Genomic DNA, 17,465 nt, shown 5'->3' on the forward strand with positions numbered 1-17,465 from the left:
GGCGGACCCCTCAGTCCGCTGCGCGGCCAGCTCCCCTCAGAGGGGAGCCTGAACGGCGCACGGACATTCTTGAAGCCTCCCCTTTAAGGGGACTCGTAGAGCTGCGGAGCAGAGGTGCCCCCTTCAGGGGGCGGAGGGGTTCTTCCCACTCAACTTAAATCACGTGGACGGGCAGGCCTTTCAGGTCGCTCTCGCGGGGCTGCACCCAGCCGCCGTCGAAGGCTTCGAGCAGGGAGCCCTCCTCGAACCAGCTTTTCGGGGTTTTGGCGCCCCAGAGGGTCTGGCGGCGGGGGTCGTTCAGCGACCAGCGGATCGGTTCGAAGTCCGGGTCGACGGTCAGGTAGTCGCAGGTGTACAGCTCGATGCGGTGCCCGTCGGGGTCGCGGATGTACAGGAAGAACGCGTTGCTGACGCCGTGGCGCCCTGGGCCGCGTTCGATGTGTTCGGGCATGCGGGCGCCCGCGAGGATGTCGCAGGTGCGGATGATGCTCCCCATGTCCGGCATCCAGTACGCGAAGTGATGCAGCCTGGGGCCCATGCCGTTCGTCAGGGCGAGGTCGTGGACGCTGCCCCGGCGCTGGATCCACGCGGCCCAGATGCGTCCGTGGTCGTCCTCTGTGTATTCGCTGAGGCGGAAGCCCAGGTGGTCCATGTACCAGCGCATCACGCCCTCCACGTCGGGCGTCATGACGTTGATGTGGTCGATGCGCTGCAGGCCCGCGCCGCGGTGCAGGTGATAATCCTGCAGCAGCCAGGGGTACCTGACGGACTGCGCGTAGAACGCGACGGGCACGCCGTACGGGTCCTGGAAGCGCAGCAGGCGCGGGCGGTCCAGTTCGGTCTCCCAGCGCCAGGGGATGCCCTGCGTGTCGAGGAAGGCGGCCAGGGCGTCCAGATCGGCGTCCGTGCCGACGCGATAGGCGAGGTGCTTCACGCCCGCCTCGGGCGCGAGTTCGAGTTTCAGGGTCCACTCGCGGTCCTCGTTGGCGCGCAGGTACAGCGCGCCGTCGGTCTCGTGCAGGACGTTCAGGCCGAGCAGGTCCACGTAGAAGTGGCGGGAGGCGGCGAGGTCCGTGACATAGAAGATGCCGTGCGCGATGCGGATGGTGTTCGGGGTCGGCATGTCAGTCCGCCCCGACCAGCTGAGGCTGGTGGATGAAGTCACGGATACGCTGCACGTACGGCCCCTTGTCGTACACCTCGTACAGGGCGCTGTGCATGCGGACCGGGTCGCCGAAGAAGTGCTTCTCGTACAGGTTCTGCCGCGCGCCGAAGCTGCTCAGGGTCAGATCCCACGCGAGACGGAAGAGTTTCAACCGCTCCTCGGCGCTGGCGTTCGTGGCCTGCAGGTGCTTCTCGATGAAGTGCCCCAGCGGCCCCTCGCGGTCGGCCTTGCCGGGCATCATGATGATCCCGGATGCGCCGAGGAGCTGGATGATCTCGTTCAGGCGCGGGTAGATCGCCGGGTAGTAGTTCCGCGCGGCGTCCAGCGGGCCGCGCGCGGGCGTCATGACCCCGTACGCGTTGAGCTGAGCGCCTTCCACGGCCGCCACCTGCAGCGCCTTCATGATCTCCAGCGTCACGATGATCTCGCTGACCTTGCTCTGCACGTGCTGGAACTGCCCGCTGCCGACGGTGTCCACGATGCTCTGCGCGAGGCCCAGGAACGCCTCGGTCTTGCTGACCTTCTGGTTCACGACCTGGTACGCCATGTGCAGCACGGCGTCGGTCTTCGCGTAGGCCTGGTTGGCGAGGGTCATGTCGTACATCAGGAACACGCGCTCCCACGGCACCAGCACATCGTCGAAGATCACGAAGGCGTCCTGCTCGTCGAAGCGACTGGACAGCGGGTGGTCTTCGACGTCGCGACCCAGGTCGAAGGGCTCGCGGCACTGGAAGTACAGGCCCGGGGTGTTCGTGGGCAGCCCGAAGCCGATGGCGTAGCGGCTGCGGTCGCCGTTTTCCTTGATGACGGTGGACGGGAAGATCAGGATCTCGTCGGCAATCGGGAGGGTGGCGAGCATGCGCGCGCCGCGCACGATCACACCGGCGTCGGTCTCCTCGACGATGCCCATGGCGATGTACGGATCGGGCAGTTCGGACGCCTGCTTGCTGCGGTTCACCTGCGGGTTCGTCAGGGCGTGCGTGAGGCACAGGTCGTGGTCGCGCACGTACTCGAAGTAGCGGCGCATGTTCTCGCTGAAGTTCCGGCCCGATCCCGGCTCGCCGCTGGACTCGCACTGGTCGAAGTAAGCGCTCGCCATCCCGGCGGCCATGACGTTCGTGTTCATGTAGTCCGGCGCGCGGCCCAGCGTGCCCAGCGAGTAGTTCGCGCGGAGGCGGTGCGCCTCGCCGATCCGGCGCAGGTCGTCCCTGGTGCGGGGCACCATGAACGCGGTCGCGTGCCGCTCGCCCCCCTCCTCGAAGGTCAGAACGTCACGGTAGCGCGGGTCATGTTGCAGGTCGTACAGCCCGGCCAGCGAACGGGCGATGTTGCGCGTGGCGGGGTGCGTGGTGGCGTCCTCCACCCGCTGCCCGTCGATGTACAGGTTGGGCGGGTTCAGGCGCAGGCGGTCGAGGAACTGCTGTCCGGTACGGGCCATGTCGGTGCTCCTTGGGGTGCGTGGGGTGTGCGTTCAGGTGCCGGGGGCTTCGGTCAGGTCGCCCGCGTCCATGACGAATTCACCGGCGTCCAGCCGGTCGGCGAGGGCGTGCAGGTACGCGGCCAGGGTGGGGTGCTGCGGGCCGCTGGGGCCGGCCTCGTGGTCCATGTCGATGACCTGCCCGGCCCGTCCGGCGGGACCCGGGGTGGTGTCGATCACCGCGCCGTTGCCCGCGCCGTCGGCGTCCAGGGGAATCCAGCCGTGCGCCCACCAGCCGCGCCGGATCTCGTCCCGGCCCTCCGAGGCGTCGTGGTCGGCGTTCTCGGCAAACGCACCTCTGCCCAGCAGGTCGCGCCACATGCCCGCCTCGGACTGGATACCGGCCGTGCCGAGCAGCGTGCCGGTCGGCCACTCCGTGTCTTCGCTACCGTCGTGGCGCAGCAGGGACTCGCTCAGTTCGGCGGGCAGCGCAAATCCCAGGAACCCTTCGAGCGCGGTGATCTGTTCCGGAGTGGCCCCGGGAAGCAGCCGGTCGGCGGCGTCCTGCGCGGCGTACCACGCCTCGATGCGCTCCCAGGCGCGCGCGATCTCGCTCACGGCTCCCCCGGTCCCGGCATCCCGAGCTGCTGGGCGCGGTGCCCACTGAGGTTGATGGCGACGTTCTTCGTTTCCATGTAGAAGTCGAAGGAGTAGTCGCCGCCGTCGCGGCCGATGCCGCTGGCCTTCATGCCGCCGAAGGGGGTGGGCAGGTGGCGGACGTTCTCGCTGTTCACCCAGACCATGCCGCTGTCCAGGCCGTGCGCGAAGGTGTGCGCGCGGGTCAGGTCGTTCGTCCACAGGTACGCCGCGAGGCCGTACGGGACATCGTTGGCGAGGCGCAGGGCGTCCCCGTCCGTATCGAAGGGGATAACAGTCAGCACGGGGCCGAAGATCTCCTCCTGGCTGATGCGCATGTCGTTGCGGGCGTCCGTGAAGAGGGTGGGGCGCACGTAGTTCCCGGTCTCCCCGATCCGCTCGCCGCCGACTTTGATGGTCGCGCCGTCCGCGCGGGCCGCGTCGAAGTACGAGCAGACCTTCTCCAGCTGCGCGGGGTGGATCAGTGGGCCGACCTCGGTGGCAGGGTCGAGGGGATCGCCGACGCGGATGTTCGCCACGCGCGCGGCCAGCCCCTCGACAAACTGGTCATGCACGCCGCGCTGCACGAGCAGGCGGCTGGAACTCGTGCAGCGCTGACCGTTCAGCGAGTAGATCATGAAGATCGCGGCGTCCAGCGCGCGGCTCAGGTCAGCGTCGTCGAACACCACGACCGGGTTCTTCCCGCCCAGTTCGAGGTGCACGCGCTTGAGGGTGTCCGCGCCCTGCTTCTGGATCAGGCTCCCGGTGCGGCTCTCGCCGATGAACGCGATGGCTTTAATCAGCGGGTGCTCGGTCAGGGCCTTCCCGGCGGTCTCGCCGAAGCCGTGCACGAGGTTCACCACCCCGGCGGGAATGCCCGCCTCATGCAGGATCTCCGCGAGGATTGTGGCGGTCACGGGGCTCCACTCGGCGGGCTTGTGCACGACCGTGCACCCGGCGGCCAGGGCGGGCGCGATCTTCCAGGAACTCAGCATGAACGGCGTGTTCCAGGGGGTGATCACGCCGACCGGCCCGATGGGCTGCCGGACGGTGTAGTTCAGGAAGCCGTCGGTGGGGAGACTCAGGCCGTCCTGGGCGCCCTCGGCGCGATCGGCGAAGAAGCGGAAGTTCTCGGCGGCGCGCACGGCGGCCGACTTCATGAAGCGGATGGGCTGCCCGGTGTCGGTGCTCTCGGCCACGGCGATGTCGTGCGTGCGGGCCTCGATCAGGTCGGCCACGCGGTAGAGCAGCGCGCGGCGTTTCTTGCCGCTCAGGGCTTTCCAGGCGGGGAAGGCGGCGTGCGCGGCCTGCGCGGCGCGGTCGATGTCACGGGCGTCGCCGCTGGCCGCGCGGCCCAGCAGGCGGTTGTCCGTGGGCGCGTGAAAGTCGAAGGTCTCGCCGGACTGTGCGGCTACCCATTCGCCGCCGATGAAGTGGAGCAGCGGCTCGCGCAGACGGTCGTGCAGGGCGCCTTGTGGGGACAGGGACGGAATGGTGGTCATGAACCCTCCGGGAGGGCGCGTCGGAATGCGCCCCAGTCGTGAATGGAACTGTCGTGAATTGAGCTTCCCCGCAGCGTAGGCCCGCGCGGGGAGGCGACTCAACGGCGTGATGCACAGAAATCACAAGGGCTTTTGTATGATCCGACAATGATCAATCGCATGGTGGACGGATGCGCGTGACCCTGGCGGCGCTGCGCGGGGCGCTGAACCTCTCCTCCACCGCAGGCGATGAACTGCTACCGGACGCAGAGGCCGCCGTGCGGGCGCTGCCTGACGTTCCCGCAGTGGACGTCCGCGCCGCGTTCGCGCGCCTCCAGGCGGACTCGCTCAGGCCACACCTGCCGGGCCTGCGCGCCCTGCTGGACGACGCGCAGCGCGCCCTGACCCACCCGCAACCGGAGGTGACCCTGGCCCGCTGGCTGGCGGGCGTGACGGGCGGCGAGGTCACGGTCCGCGCCAGCTGGGGGGATGTCGTCGCGCACGCCGGTCACGTCCCGGACGGCGCGGAACTGACCGAGGTGCCCCTCGCATTCGAGCGGCGCCCGGTCGGGACGCTGCAGTTGCGGGCCGCGCCCGGCTGGGCGGATCTGGCGGCCCTGATCGCGGAGTTGCTGCGCCTCGCGCGGCTTCAGGCGGCGGCGGCGGGCGCAGCGCGGCGGCGAGTCGGTGAGCGGCAGTTCGAGGCGCTCCTCGCGGGGGACGCCTCACCATTACCGCCCGGCGAGGGCTTCACGGTCGCCGCGCTGCGCCTGGACGGCCCGCCACCCCGTTCCGCACGCACGCGGGAGGCCCGCACGGCGCAGCTGGACGTGCTGTGCAGCGTCGGCGAGGGCTTCTTCTACCGGAGGGGCCTGACCTGCCTGACCGCCGTGCGCGCCCAGGGGGACAGTGACGTGGCCGTGTGGCTGTGGCCCACGGCCGATCCTGCCGGGGCGGCCGGTCTACACGAGGCGCTGGTGAACGCCACCACCGCCTCCTTCCGGCTGGGCGTCAGCCGGGCGCACGTGGGGGCGGCGAGCGCACCGGACGCGCTGCGCGAGGCGGCGCAGGCCCTCGCGCACGCCGGGCCGCGCGGGGCCGCCACGTTCACGCAGCCGGACCCGCTGCGGCCCCTGCTGGACAGCCCGGAACGCGCCGCGCACGCCGCCGACTGGCAGGCCCGCCTGCGCGCCGGGGATCCGGACGGGAAACTGGCCGATACCCTGCGCGCCTACCTGACGCACCAGGGGTCACTGGGCGACCTTGCCCGGAACCTGAACGTGCACGTGAACACCCTGCGGTACCGCCTGCGCCGCGCCGAGGAGCTGCTGGGCGGACAGTTGATTGACCCGGCCTTCGTCGCGCGGCTGTACCTCGCCTTCCAGCCGTCGCCCTGACGGCGCGCCCGGCCAGGGTTGGGCGCGCCGGAGCCACGTACACTGGGAAACGTCTTCGTACGCGACTGCCCCCGGTTCCTTCCTCTGTTTCCTCCTGCGAGGTGATTTATGACGCAACTTCAGCCCGGCGAGAAACGCCCCCTGTCCGACTTCATTTCCGGTATGCGCCTGCGGGTGCAGGTCACGCACGACCTGCCGCAGGCCGACGTGAGTGTGTTCGGCCTGGACGGCGACCGTCAGCTGCGTGACGACCGGTACTTCGTGTTCTACAACCAGCTCGTCAGCCCCGGCCGCGAGGTGACCCTGCACCTGGACGGGGGCCGCGCCACCTTCGACCTGGACCTCGCCGCCCTGCCGCCCGGGATAGAGCGGCTGGTGTTCGTGATCTCGCACGACAGCGCCCCCATGAGCCGCCTGGGGCAGCTGCGCCTGAGCGTGCAGGACCCGCAGGGCGCGGAGCGGGCCACCGTGGTTCTCGGCGGCGCCCAGTTCACGGCGGAGCGGGCCGTGATGATCGCGGAACTGTACCGGCACACCAGCGGGTGGCGACTGGGCAGCGTCGCGCAGGGCTTCCAGGGCGGACTGGACTCGCTGCTGGGGTACTTCGGCGGGCAGGTGGCCGGCGAGCCGGCGCCCGCACCGGCCAGCCCGCCCGTCGTTCCACCACCGGCGGCGCCTTTCGTCCCGACGCCTGCTCCGGCCCCCACGCCCGCGCCGGCCCCCACACCTGCTCCGGCCCCGGTGCCGCCCACCCCGCCTGCGCCCCCGGCAGACACCGGGCAGGGCAGCAGCGTCGCGGACTTCCTGCGCCGCAGCGCCGAGCAGGACCGGCCGGGCGACGTGTTCGAACTGGAAAGCAGCAAGATGCTGGAAGTCAAGGTCAACGGCCGCGTCTGGAGCAAGATCGGCGCGATGGTTGCGTACCGGGGCCGCCTGGAATTCAAACGGTCGAGCACCCTGCGTGACCTCGTGGGGGGCCTGCGGTCGGGCGGCGGGATGGGCGCGCTGCTGGGCGCGGCCATGCGCATGGGCAGCGGCGAGATGGGCCCCCTGGTCAGCATCGAGGGGCAGGGCGTGTGTTACCTCGCCGATCAGGGCAAGGAGATCTCGATCATCCGCCTGCAGGGCGACGCCCTGAACGTGAACGGCAAGGACCTGCTGGCCTTCGAGGACACCATCACGCACGAGATCACCATGCAGCGCTCGGTGGCGGGCATGGTGGCCGGCGGGATGTTCAGCGTGCAGGTACGCGGGCACGGTCTGGTCGCCATCCTGAGCCACGGCAAGCCCCTGACCCTGCGTGTCACGCCGAACGAACCGATCTTCACGGACCCGAACGCCACCATCGCCTGGAGTGAACATCTGCGCCCGGACCTGCGCGTCAACCAGGATCTGCGCTCCATGTTCGGACGGGGCGGCGGCGAAACCCTCCAGATGGCCTTCCAGGGAGACGGGTTCGTGGTCGTGCAACCGTACGAGGAAGCCTCGGCCATGGAGAACCTGCCCAGCCACTGAGTCTGGCCTCCACAGAACTGTCAAACACGATAGGCGGACCCATTCACAGGTCCGCCTATCGTGTTTGACGGGAGCCACTCTATCCATACATCTGCGCGGCGACCGGCCGGGCTCGCCCGATTTACTCGGCAGCTTTGGCGGAGCAGAGCAGGTAAAAGACTGAAAGGAACACTACCGATTTACTCGGTAGTTTGTTTTTGACTGTTCGGGGCGAATCGAGCGCAAATACCGCTCTAGAGGGACATTTTCGCCTTTTTTGAACCTGCCGAGTAAATCGGTAGTCGTGGCAGTAGCAGGCCCGATTTACTCGGCTTTTTGGGCAGGTTATCCACAGGCAAAGCCCGATTTACTCGGCAGGTTGGCATTTGGAAGGCGTGCGAGACCCCCGATTTACTCGGCTTTTTGGGCAGGTTATCCACAGGCAAAGCCCGATTTACTCGGCAGGTTCAGTGGTTGGTGAACCGGGTCAGAGCCCGATTTACTCGGCAGGTTCGTCTGCCAAAAGCCCGATTTACTCGGCAGAACTACCGATTTACTCGGCAGGTTCGGTAGAGTTATCCACAGAAAAAGCCCGATTTACTCGGCAGGTTCGATTGAAGAACGTCGTCTGGCACGCAGGTTGCCCCCGCTCCCTTGTTGTTGTTGTTAACAACATTTTTTTAATCTTTTAAAAACAAACAAAAACAACCAACAACAAGGGGACTCGAAACCGCCCTGATCTGTTGCTTCTTGCCGGCGCGACCTGGGTTCCTGAATCGGGTGTGACTGGCTGGTAGAGTGCGGACTGAGGACTTCCCGATATGCCACGCCCCCGCAAGAAAGTGACGGTCCCGCCCCAGCGTCCCGCTGAGATCACGCGCTTCGACGAGGCGAACTCCGCGCGCCTGGGTCTGATCTGCGTGCAGGAACGCATTCCCAGCGATTACACCCGCTGGGACCACGAGTGGACGGTCGAGGACCGCACCGCCCGCCTGACCTGCATCTCGCCCAGCGAGTACGGGGGCGTTCCGCACGGTCTGGACGGCGATTTCGCGACTACCCTGAATCTGATGTACCTCGAGCAGGGCTCACCGGATTCCGGCGAAGTGAACACCACTGCGTACCAGCTGCTCAGCAAGTCCGGTTTCCCGGACAGCGGCCAGTACTACCAGGCACTTCAGGAATCTCTGGACCGTCTCAAGGGCGCCACGTACGCCGCCAGTGAATCCTGGCGCGACAAACGCTACGACCGCTGGACGACCGTCAAGTTCAACATCATCGAACAGATCGACGCGGACACGGCGGGCGGTCTGACGTTCGGGTCGGGCACGCTGCTGCGCATCCGGCTGGCGCGGCCGGTGGTGCAGAGCCTGCGGGCGCAGTACGTCAAGCCGCTGGACATGACCTTCGTGCAGAGCCTCAACCGGTCCCTGACTCGTAGCCTGTACCGCATCCTGGACGCCCGCCGGTACGATCCGGTGCACCTGAGCGAACCGGTGACAGTCCTGCACATTCCGCTTCAGCAGTGGGCGCGGGAGTGCAAGCTGCTGGAGACCATGCCTGCCCGCATCAAACGCAACCTGGACGGCGCGCATCAGGAACTGATCGACCGGGGGTACCTGCGCAGCGTCACGTACGAGGGCACGCGACTGAGCACCGCCATCGTGTACGAATTCGGTGACGTGCAGGTCAATCCGCCGGCCCCCGAACCGAGCCTGCAGGTGATCGCGGACTCGCCGCTGGTCGAGGCGCTGTGCCGCGAGGGTGTGGTGTTACCCGTGGCGCGCAAGCTGGTGCACCAGTACGGCGAACTGCACGTCACGACCCGCCTGGAGGCCTTCCAGTCGCTGCTGAGTAGCGGGTACTCCCCCAAGAAACGCTCGGCGCTGCTGGTCGACGTGATCAAGGATGAGGACGGCAAGTACACGGCGGTGGTGCAGGGTCTGCCTGCCCTGACCGGGAAACTGGAAACGCAGACGCCGGTGGGAGAGCGGGCCAGTCGGACGAGGAAGGCGGCAGGTGCGCAGTCCACGGAACTCGACGAGTTGACCGAGCGGATGAATTCAGAGTTCAGTGCCCTGCCGCGCGACGAGCAGGCGGCGCGCGCCCTGACGCAGGTGCGGATGTTCGTGGGCCGTGAGCTGCGCGAACATCACCTGCGGGGCCTGATGGCCGCCATGCTGTCCGGTGAGGCCGACCCGCTGGAGGTGCAGCGGGAAGTGATCCGCGCGGCCAGTGAACTGCGCCTGCCGGAATTCGCCCAGCGGCTCCGCGAAACGCACGAGCCTGGGAACGGATAGTCGCGGATTCCTGAGCGTACGCTGGCCCTGTTAGGGTCTGTGCGGCGCTGTCAGGCCACTGGAGGGTCTTCCGGGGCCCAGGTTCGACAGGGTTGTCGGGATGGGGATTTGCAGGGGCTTTAACGGGCCTTACAGCGCCGCTCTGGTGAACTGAGGGTGGATATGAATTCACGTGTGTCGGCTGCGACCATCTCATCCCTCTTGCCAATGAGGCCTCAACCTCTCCCCTGCTTGTTACTGAAATCCATGCCTGGAACAGCGTTCGTCTGACTCGAACCGGCTGGCTGTGAGTGGGGATTGACACAGGGCGGGGTGGGTGCCACAGTGGTTTTGTAACCGCTTACATTCTTCGGGCCGCCGGGCCCGGATGTCCTTCCGATCTGGTGCACCGGGTTCCGGAAGGCGATGTTGTTCGCACTGTCTTTGTAACCGGTTACAAAAGAATCGAGTCCACCCATCCACACTCCCCTCCCCGCCAGGCGGCAAAGGTCGGCACAATCACTTCATGAATCCAGGCACCCGCACCACCATCGACGACATCGCCCGCGAAGCCGGCGTCAGCAAGGGCACGGTCAGCCGCGTCCTGAACGGTCACCCGACCGTCGCCGACCGCACCCGCGCCCGCGTGCAGGCCGTCATGGCCCGCCTGGACTACGCCCCCGACCCCGCTGCCCGCCACCTCAGCTGGCGCACCGGCCAGACCCTCGGCCTGTCCCTCGACCGCGACGACCCCATCCTGCACCCCTACCACGTCCTGCTGCGCCGCGCCCTGGAAAGCCAGACCGCCCCGCAGGGCGTGCAGCTCGTGGACCTGCGCGCCGACCTGACCCGCATGGCCCGGCTGCCCAGCGCCGTCCTGGTCATGCACGCCGTCGAGGGCGACCCCCGACCCGCGTACCTGCGTTCACGCGGCGTGCCCTGCGTCCTGATCGGGCATCAGCCCGGCGAGTTCTGGGTCGCGCCGGAGGACGTGGGCGGCGCCCGCCTCGCCACCGAACACCTGATCCGCGCCGGACACCACCAGCTGGCCTTCCTGGGCCGCGGCGACAGTCAGGTCGCCCAGGACCGCGAGCGCGGCTGCCGCGACAGCGCCCGCGCCGCCGGACTGGACGTGCAGGCCATCGCCAGCGACTTCACGGTTCTCGGCGGGTACCGCGCCGTCCGCCGCGCCTGGGAGACCGGCACGCGCTTCACCGGCCTGTTCGCCCAGAGCGACGAGAGCGCCGCCGGAGCCGTGGCCGCCCTCGAAGACCTGGGCGTGAACGTCCCCGGTCAGGTCAGCGTGGTGGGCTTCGACGGCCTGCCGGAACTGCCGATCCGCCAGACGCTCACCACCGTCGCGCAGGACATCCCCCGCATCGCCGCCACCGCCCTGGCCCTCGTGCAGGACGCCATCAGCGGCCAGCCCGCCAGGGGCGAATTCATTCCCGTGCAGCTTCTTCCCGGCGCGACCGTCGCGCCGCCCCCCGGAGGCACCCCATGAACGCACCCCGACTCACCCTGCTCGGCCTGACCCTCGCCGCCTGCGCCGCCCTGGGCAGCGCCCACGCGCAGACGACCATCAAGATCAACGGGTACGGCGGCACCGACCCCGCCGTGGTCGGCGACCTGATCAACCGCTTCGTGAAACCCGCCCTCGCCAAGGACCGCATCACGGTCGTGTACGAACCCCTGCAGGGCGACTACAACAAGTCCCTGACCACCCTGCTGGCCGCCGGGAACGCCGGGGACGTGTTCTACCTGCCGGCCGAGACGCTCGACGGGTTCGTCGCCACCGGCAAGGTCCTGCCGCTGAACGGCCTCGTGAACACCAGTCCGTTCATCAAGAGCCTGAACGCGGCCTTCACGCGCGGCGGACGCCTGTACGGCGTCGCCAAGGACTTCAACACCCTGACCCTGGTGTACAACCGCTCGCTGTTCGACGAGGCCGGCGTGAAGTACCCCGACGGCACCGACACGTGGGCGACCCTGCAGACCAAACTGACCACCCTGAAGCAGAAACTCGGGCCGGACTACGCCGGGATCTGCCTGCAACCCAACTGGGACCGCTTCGGGGCCTTCGCGTTCGCGACCGGCTGGACGCAGTTCGACAGCAAGGGCCGGACCAACCTCGCCGACCCGCGCTTCGCGGAAGCGTTCAATTTCTACACCGGACTGGCGCGCAACAAGGTCGGCATCCAGCCCAGCGAGGTCAGCGAAGGCTGGACCGGCGGCTGCCTGAAGACCGGGAAGGTCGCCGTGGGGATCGAGGGCAACTGGGTCGTGAACTTCCTGCGCGACAACGCCCCCAACCTGAAGTTCGGCACGGCCCTGATGCCGAAGAACACGAAGACCGGCCAGCGCGGCAACTTCCTGTACACCGTCGGCTGGGCCATCAACAGCGGCACGAAGAACCGCGCGGCGTCCCTGAAAGTCCTGAACATCCTGACCAGCCCGCAGGTGCAGCAGTACGTCCTGGAGCAGGGCCTCGCCATTCCCAGCCGCACCGCGCTGACCAGCAACGCGTACTTCAGGAAGACCGACCCCGGCGCGCAGAACAGCCGCCTCGTGTTCGACGGAGCCGACGACGGCAACGTCCGCGCCTTCACGTTCGGCCCGCAGGGTGCCGACTGGAGCAAACCCATCAACGAGGCGCTCGCCGCCGTCCTGAGCGGCCAGAAGAGTGCGTCCGACGCCCTGAAGAAGGCGCAGGCGGACATGAACACCTTCCAGAAACGCTGACCTCCGGGGCAATGATCCGGCGCGGCGGGAGGGCTCTCCCCTGCCCGCCGCGCCCTGCTTGCCGCGCCCCGCCCGTTCTTCTTCCTGTCCGGTCCCGGCCTTTCTCTGCCGGGTGCCGGTCCCCCCCTGGAGGGCCTGCCATGCTCCGACGAGGCCAGACGCCCGCCGCGCTGCTGTTTCTCGCGCCGTTCCTGATCACCACCGCCGTCTTCTTCTTCTACGCGTTCGGGCGGGCCATCTACTACTCGTTCACGGACTTCAACCTGTTCAACGATCCGCGCCTGATCGGCGTGAAACCGTACGCGGACGTGCTGGGCGACCCGTCGTTCCGGCGGGCGCTGGCGAACAGTCTGGTGTTCGCGGTCATCACCACGACCCTGCAGACCGTGGGCGCGCTGCTGATGGCCGTGGCGCTGAACACCCGCATCCGCGGCATGGGCTTTTTCCGTTCGGCGTGGTACATGCCGTCCATCACGAGCAGCGTGGTGATCACGCTGATCTTCCTGTGGCTGTTCCAGCGGCGCGGCGTGGCGAACTACCTGATCACGCAGTGGCAGGCGTTCCAGCCGCTGATCCTGACCTTTCTGGGCGTGCTGGCCGCCGCGCAGGTCGCGCAGGTGCTGTGGGAACGTTCGCGGCGACTGCCGGCCGGCTGGCTGGACCCGGCGCTGGCCGCCACGAGTGCGCTGCTGGCGGTGGCCGTGACGGCCGCGCTCGCCTGGACGGGCGTGGTCACGGCGCGTGAGGTGCCGCCCTTCGACTACCAGTACTTCGCGGATCGCTGGATCAGCGTGGGCGGCGTGCGCGTGCTGAGCGTGCCGATGCTGGTCGTGATCATCCAGAACACCTTCACGACCATTCCCACCCTGATGCTGTTCTTCCTGGCGGGGTTGCAGAACATTCCCGGCGCGCTGTACGAGGCGGCCGACATCGACGGCGCGACCCCCTGGCAGAAACTGACGCGGGTGACGGTGCCGATGCTGCGGCCCGTGACGTTCTACGTGATCACGGTCGGACTGATCGGGACCATGCAGATGTTCGATCAGGTGGCCGTGATCGGCAGCGCCGCGCCGGGCGACACGCTGATCACCCTGGCGTACTACGTGTACTCGAACACCTTCAAGGCCGGGGCCGCGCCCGTGAACATGGCGTCGGCCGGGGCGATCATCCTGGCGCTGATCATCCTGGTGATGGTGGCCGCGCAGCGCCGCTTCTTCCCGTCGGAGGCCCCATGACCGCCGCTCCCCCGCCTCCCGTCACGCCCGCCGTGCGGGAACGCTGGCTGGCCCGCCGCCGCTGGGCGCGCGCCGCGTGGCTGTACGCGTTCATGCTGGTCATGAGCTTCTTCTTCCTGGGGCCGTTCGTGACCGGCCTGCTCAGCAGCCTCAAGGACAACCCCAACGAGTACCCGCCCACCCTGAACATCCCGCAGCTGACGCCCGCCGTGATCGGGCGCGCCTGGGCGCAGGGCGTGCAGGGCAGCGGCGACGGCTGGCAGGGCGGCCTGCACCCGGGCCGGACCGTCACCTTCGAGGTGCAGGTGCAGTCCCCGCCCGGCGCGCCGCAGGCCCCCCCCGCCGTCACGCTGTTCCCGTACCAGCCGGTCAGTCTGGTCGCCGTGGCCCGGCAGGCGCAGGCGCGCGACTACGCCACCCTGGACACCCGCGAGGTGGCCCGCCGCGGCGACACCCGCACGTACCGCGTGACCGTCCGCAGCCCGCTGCTGACCCGCCAGACCGGCGAGACCGTCCGCGCCACCCTGACCGAACCCGACACGGACCTGCGCGCCCGCCTGGGCAACGGGCAGACCGTTCCCGTGCGCCTGGACACCCCGCAGGCGCAGGAACGGCAGTACGAACTGAACGCCGGGCAGACCGTGGAACTCACGCGCGGCCCCGCCGGGTACACCCTGCGCGGCCCGGTGTTCGAGCGCACGCCGCTGCAGGTGGACGTGCAGCGCGGCCAGAGCATCGTGGGCAGCACCCTGCCACCCAGCGACCGGCAGGACTTCGGGCGGTCCTTCGCGTTCCGGAACGTCACGCCGGGCGTGCTGGGGTACACCTTCAACAACTACCGCCGGGCGTTCCGGGAGACGGCGGACCCCGCCTCGGGCCGCAGCCTGTTCTTCTCGTGGGTGCTGAACTCGTTCCTGTACGCGTTCCTGCGGGTCGCGGCGGCCGTGGTGTTCTGCTCGCTGGCCGGGTACGCCCTGGCCCGCATGACCTTCCCGGGCCGCAACCTGATCTTCCTGGTGGCCGTGCTGTTCGTGCAGATGGTGCCCAGTCAGGTGAACCTGGTCAGCAATTACGTGCTGCTCAAGGACCTGGGCCTGCTGAACCTGTGGGGGCTGTGGCTCAACGGGCTGGTCGCGGCGGGCGGCGTGTTCCTGATGAAGCAGTTCTTCGAGGGCATGCCGCGCGAACTGGAGGAATCCGCCGCCATCGACGGCGCGGGGCCGCTCACGACCTTCTTCCGGGTGATGCTGCCGCAGGCCGGGCCGGCCCTGATCGCGCTGTCCATCACGCAGTTTCAGGGCGCCTGGAACGATTTTTTCTGGCCGCTGGTGATCCTGCGGGACAACGCCAGCTTCACGCTGACGGTGGGCCTGTCGAACTTCCGGGAACTGTACGGCGGGCAGGGCGATTACGGCCTGATCCTGGCCGGCGCGGTCCTGAGCGCCATTCCGGTGATCGTGCTGTTCGTGGTGTTCCAGCGGTACTTCGTGGACACCGGGGCCGACAGCGCCGTCAAGGGCTGACCGGCCCACCACTCCCCCATTCCTCCTGCACCTGTTCCTCCCCGCTCCGACTCTTCACCGAAGGATTCCCACCATGCTGAACACCCGCACCGTCCTGAAAGAAAATGACCTGTACCTCGTCGGGGACGCCCACTACCGCGTCGCGGACGGCGAGAGCGGCCTGTACCGCCGCGACACCCGCGTCCTGTCCCGCTACGAGTGGCGACTGGACGGCGAGACGCCCCAGACGCTCGCGCAGCACGAACACGGCCCGTACTGGCTGCACCAGCAGAGCGCGAACGCGAACGTGGGCTACACCATGCGCGTCGGCCTGCGCCGCGACCTGCAACTGACCGCCACCGAACTGCGCGACACGCTGCGCGTCACCCGCTACCTGGGAGACGGCCCGCACGAACTGCGGCTGCACCTGAACGCCGACTACCTGGACATGTTCGAGGTGCGCGGCTGGCCCGGCGAACTGGGCGCGCGGGACGTGCAGGTACGCCCCGGCCCGGATGGCGTGGACTTCGAGCATACCGCCCTGGACGGCCTGCACAGCCGCACCCGCGTTCAGACCAGCCCGCCCGCCCGCTGGGAGGACGGGGCGCTCGTCTGGACCCTCACGGACGCGCAGACGGACGTGCGCGTCAGCGTGTACCCCCTGCAGGGTGACGAGACGCCCACCCCCGGCGACCCGGACGCCCTGCACGCCGAGTACGCCCGCCTGACCGCCCAGGTCCGCGCGGACCTCACCCTGCCGGACCCGCAGGACCAGCGGATCCTGGAGCGCAGCGTCGCGGACCTGCGCAGCCTGAGCTTCGAGACCGCTTTCGGGGCGTTCCCGGCGGCGGGCCTGCCGTGGTTCGTCGCGCCGTTCGGGCGGGACTCCATGCTGATCGCCCTGATGGTCCACCGGCACCTGCCGCAGCTGGCGCTGACCGTCGCGCGCTTTCTCGCGGCGCACCAGGGGCAGCGGCACGACCCGGTCACGCTGGAGCAGCCGGGCAAGATCCTGCACGAGATGCGCGTCGGGGAACTGACGCGGCTGGGCCGCACGCCGCACCGGCCGTACTACGCGACCGCCGACGCCACGCCGCTGTTCGTGTGGCTGGTCGGGGAACTTGCGGAGGCGCACCCGGACCTCGCGCGGGAACTGAGGCCCCACTGGGAGGCGGCCCTGAACTGGCTGCTGACCGACGGCGACCCGGACGGGGACGGTTTCATCGAGTACACCCCGGACCCCGGCGGCATCACGAACGCCGTGTGGAAGGACAGCGGCGACAGCACCTTCACCGAGGACGGCCAGGACGTCAGTGGGCACGTGGCCGTCATCGAGGTGCAGGGCTACGCGTACGCCGCCTACCGCGCCGCCGCCCGCCTGTACCGCACGCTGGGCGAAGCGGAGCGCGCCCCCGAGTGGGAGGACCGCGCCGCGCAGCTTCAGCGGGCTTTCCAGCGGGCCTTCTGGTGGCCGGAACGCGGGTACTACGTGCACGGCCTGAACGGCGACAAGCGGCCCCTGCGGGTGCTGGTCAGCAACGCCGCGCACACCCTGTGTACCGGCATCATCGCCCCCGAATTCGCCGCGCAGGTCGCCCGCACCGCACTGGGCGCGGAACTCTGGAGCGGCTGGGGCATCCGCACGCTGGGCACGGGGGAACCACGGTTCAATCCGGTGTCGTACCACAACGGCAGCGTCTGGCCTCACGACACCGCCCTGGCCGCGCTGGGCATGGCCCGCCTGGGCCTGCACGCCGAGGCGGCGCAGGTGACCCGCGCGCTGTTCGACGCGGCCCGCGCCGCCCCGGACGGCCGCCTGAGCGAACTGTTCGCCGGCTTCCCCCGCGAGGACGGCACCCCGCCCGTCCCGTACCCCGCCGCGTGCCACCCGCAGGGCTGGGACGCCGCCATTCCACTCGCACTGGCCGGACTCCTGCAAACCCGCCGCGACTGACGCGGATTCCGGGTCTGTTGTGCACGGCCCGCCGGGTGGTGATCGCCTGGCGGGATGAGTGATACGGACTCCGATTGAAGGGGCTGCAACGACCCTTCAATCGGAGTCGGTATCAATCAGAGTCCGTGTGCCCGGGCAGCAGAGGCCGGGCAGTGACCGCCGG

General features: G+C 68.8%; 12 protein-coding genes. 8 read left to right on the forward strand and 4 right to left on the reverse strand.

Annotated features, from left to right (window positions below):
- Window positions 1-154: 154 nt before the first annotated feature.
- Genes hpaD through hpaE form a run of 4 tightly spaced genes read right to left on the reverse strand, consistent with a single transcriptional unit; the run spans window position 155 to window position 4,720 of the window.
- Entirely contained in the window at window positions 155-1,123 is a 969-nt protein-coding gene (gene hpaD / locus BXU09_RS16200) for a 3,4-dihydroxyphenylacetate 2,3-dioxygenase (protein WP_078305386.1), read from the reverse strand.
- 1 nt (window position 1,124) lies between these two features.
- Window positions 1,125-2,603 carry a 4-hydroxyphenylacetate 3-monooxygenase, oxygenase component gene (gene hpaB / locus BXU09_RS16205; RefSeq protein ID WP_078305387.1) on the reverse strand — a complete coding sequence of 493 codons (1,479 nt, stop codon included), beginning with the start codon at window positions 2,601-2,603 and terminating at the stop codon, window positions 1,125-1,127.
- Between the two features lie 33 nt (window positions 2,604-2,636).
- A complete protein-coding gene (locus tag BXU09_RS16210) occupies window positions 2,637-3,200 on the reverse strand; it encodes an SMI1/KNR4 family protein (protein WP_078305388.1) in 564 nt (187 codons plus the stop codon).
- The gene (gene hpaE, locus BXU09_RS16215) at window positions 3,197-4,720 is read right to left on the reverse strand and encodes a 5-carboxymethyl-2-hydroxymuconate semialdehyde dehydrogenase (protein ID WP_078305389.1); all 1,524 of its coding nucleotides are present in this window, start codon (window positions 4,718-4,720) and stop codon (window positions 3,197-3,199) included. Before hpaE ends, BXU09_RS16210 begins: the two co-directional genes overlap by 4 nt.
- 170 nt (window positions 4,721-4,890) lie before the next feature.
- On the opposite strand from hpaE, the gene BXU09_RS16220 reads away from it, so the two are divergent.
- From BXU09_RS16220 to BXU09_RS16255, 8 genes are all read left to right on the forward strand, one after another.
- Window positions 4,891-6,096, forward strand: a complete 1,206-nt coding sequence (locus tag BXU09_RS16220) for a helix-turn-helix domain-containing protein (RefSeq protein ID WP_078305390.1) — start codon at window positions 4,891-4,893, stop codon at window positions 6,094-6,096.
- Between the two features lie 108 nt (window positions 6,097-6,204).
- Complete coding sequence (locus BXU09_RS22130; RefSeq protein ID WP_078305391.1) at window positions 6,205-7,611, forward strand: AIM24 family protein; 1,407 nt, start codon at window positions 6,205-6,207, stop codon at window positions 7,609-7,611.
- 800 nt (window positions 7,612-8,411) lie between these two features.
- A complete protein-coding gene (locus BXU09_RS16230) occupies window positions 8,412-9,890 on the forward strand; it encodes a replication initiator protein A (protein WP_078305392.1) in 1,479 nt (492 codons plus the stop codon).
- Window positions 9,891-10,395: 505 nt separating this feature from the next.
- Entirely contained in the window at window positions 10,396-11,373 is a 978-nt protein-coding gene (locus BXU09_RS16235; RefSeq protein ID WP_078305393.1) for a LacI family DNA-binding transcriptional regulator, read from the forward strand.
- A complete protein-coding gene (locus tag BXU09_RS16240; RefSeq protein WP_078305394.1) occupies window positions 11,370-12,611 on the forward strand; it encodes an extracellular solute-binding protein in 1,242 nt (413 codons plus the stop codon). Before BXU09_RS16235 ends, BXU09_RS16240 begins: the two co-directional genes overlap by 4 nt.
- Before the next feature lie 140 nt (window positions 12,612-12,751).
- Window positions 12,752-13,846: a sugar ABC transporter permease gene (locus BXU09_RS16245; protein WP_078305395.1), complete on the forward strand. Its 1,095-nt coding sequence runs from the start codon at window positions 12,752-12,754 to the stop codon at window positions 13,844-13,846.
- Window positions 13,843-15,369, forward strand: a complete 1,527-nt coding sequence (locus BXU09_RS16250) for a carbohydrate ABC transporter permease (RefSeq protein ID WP_078305396.1) — start codon at window positions 13,843-13,845, stop codon at window positions 15,367-15,369. The genes BXU09_RS16245 and BXU09_RS16250 overlap by 4 nt, the downstream gene beginning before the upstream one ends.
- Before the next feature lie 73 nt (window positions 15,370-15,442).
- Window positions 15,443-17,302, forward strand: a complete 1,860-nt coding sequence (locus BXU09_RS16255) for a glycogen debranching N-terminal domain-containing protein (protein WP_078305397.1) — start codon at window positions 15,443-15,445, stop codon at window positions 17,300-17,302.
- Window positions 17,303-17,465 lie beyond the last annotated feature (163 nt).

Source organism: Deinococcus sp. LM3 (assembly GCF_002017875.1).
Classification (GTDB): domain Bacteria; phylum Deinococcota; class Deinococci; order Deinococcales; family Deinococcaceae; genus Deinococcus.

Coding starts and splice junctions, on each gene's coding strand:
- hpaD (WP_078305386.1), bottom strand. CDS start 1,123: ATGCCGACCCCGAACACCATCCGCATCGCGCACGGCATCTTCTATGTC.
- hpaB (WP_078305387.1), bottom strand. CDS start 2,603: ATGGCCCGTACCGGACAGCAGTTCCTCGACCGCCTGCGCCTGAACCCG.
- hpaE (WP_078305389.1), bottom strand. CDS start 4,720: ATGACCACCATTCCGTCCCTGTCCCCACAAGGCGCCCTGCACGACCGT.
- BXU09_RS16220 (WP_078305390.1), top strand. CDS start 4,891: ATGCGCGTGACCCTGGCGGCGCTGCGCGGGGCGCTGAACCTCTCCTCC.
- BXU09_RS22130 (WP_078305391.1), top strand. CDS start 6,205: ATGACGCAACTTCAGCCCGGCGAGAAACGCCCCCTGTCCGACTTCATT.
- BXU09_RS16230 (WP_078305392.1), top strand. CDS start 8,412: ATGCCACGCCCCCGCAAGAAAGTGACGGTCCCGCCCCAGCGTCCCGCT.
- BXU09_RS16235 (WP_078305393.1), top strand. CDS start 10,396: ATGAATCCAGGCACCCGCACCACCATCGACGACATCGCCCGCGAAGCC.
- BXU09_RS16240 (WP_078305394.1), top strand. CDS start 11,370: ATGAACGCACCCCGACTCACCCTGCTCGGCCTGACCCTCGCCGCCTGC.
- BXU09_RS16245 (WP_078305395.1), top strand. CDS start 12,752: ATGCTCCGACGAGGCCAGACGCCCGCCGCGCTGCTGTTTCTCGCGCCG.
- BXU09_RS16250 (WP_078305396.1), top strand. CDS start 13,843: ATGACCGCCGCTCCCCCGCCTCCCGTCACGCCCGCCGTGCGGGAACGC.
- BXU09_RS16255 (WP_078305397.1), top strand. CDS start 15,443: ATGCTGAACACCCGCACCGTCCTGAAAGAAAATGACCTGTACCTCGTC.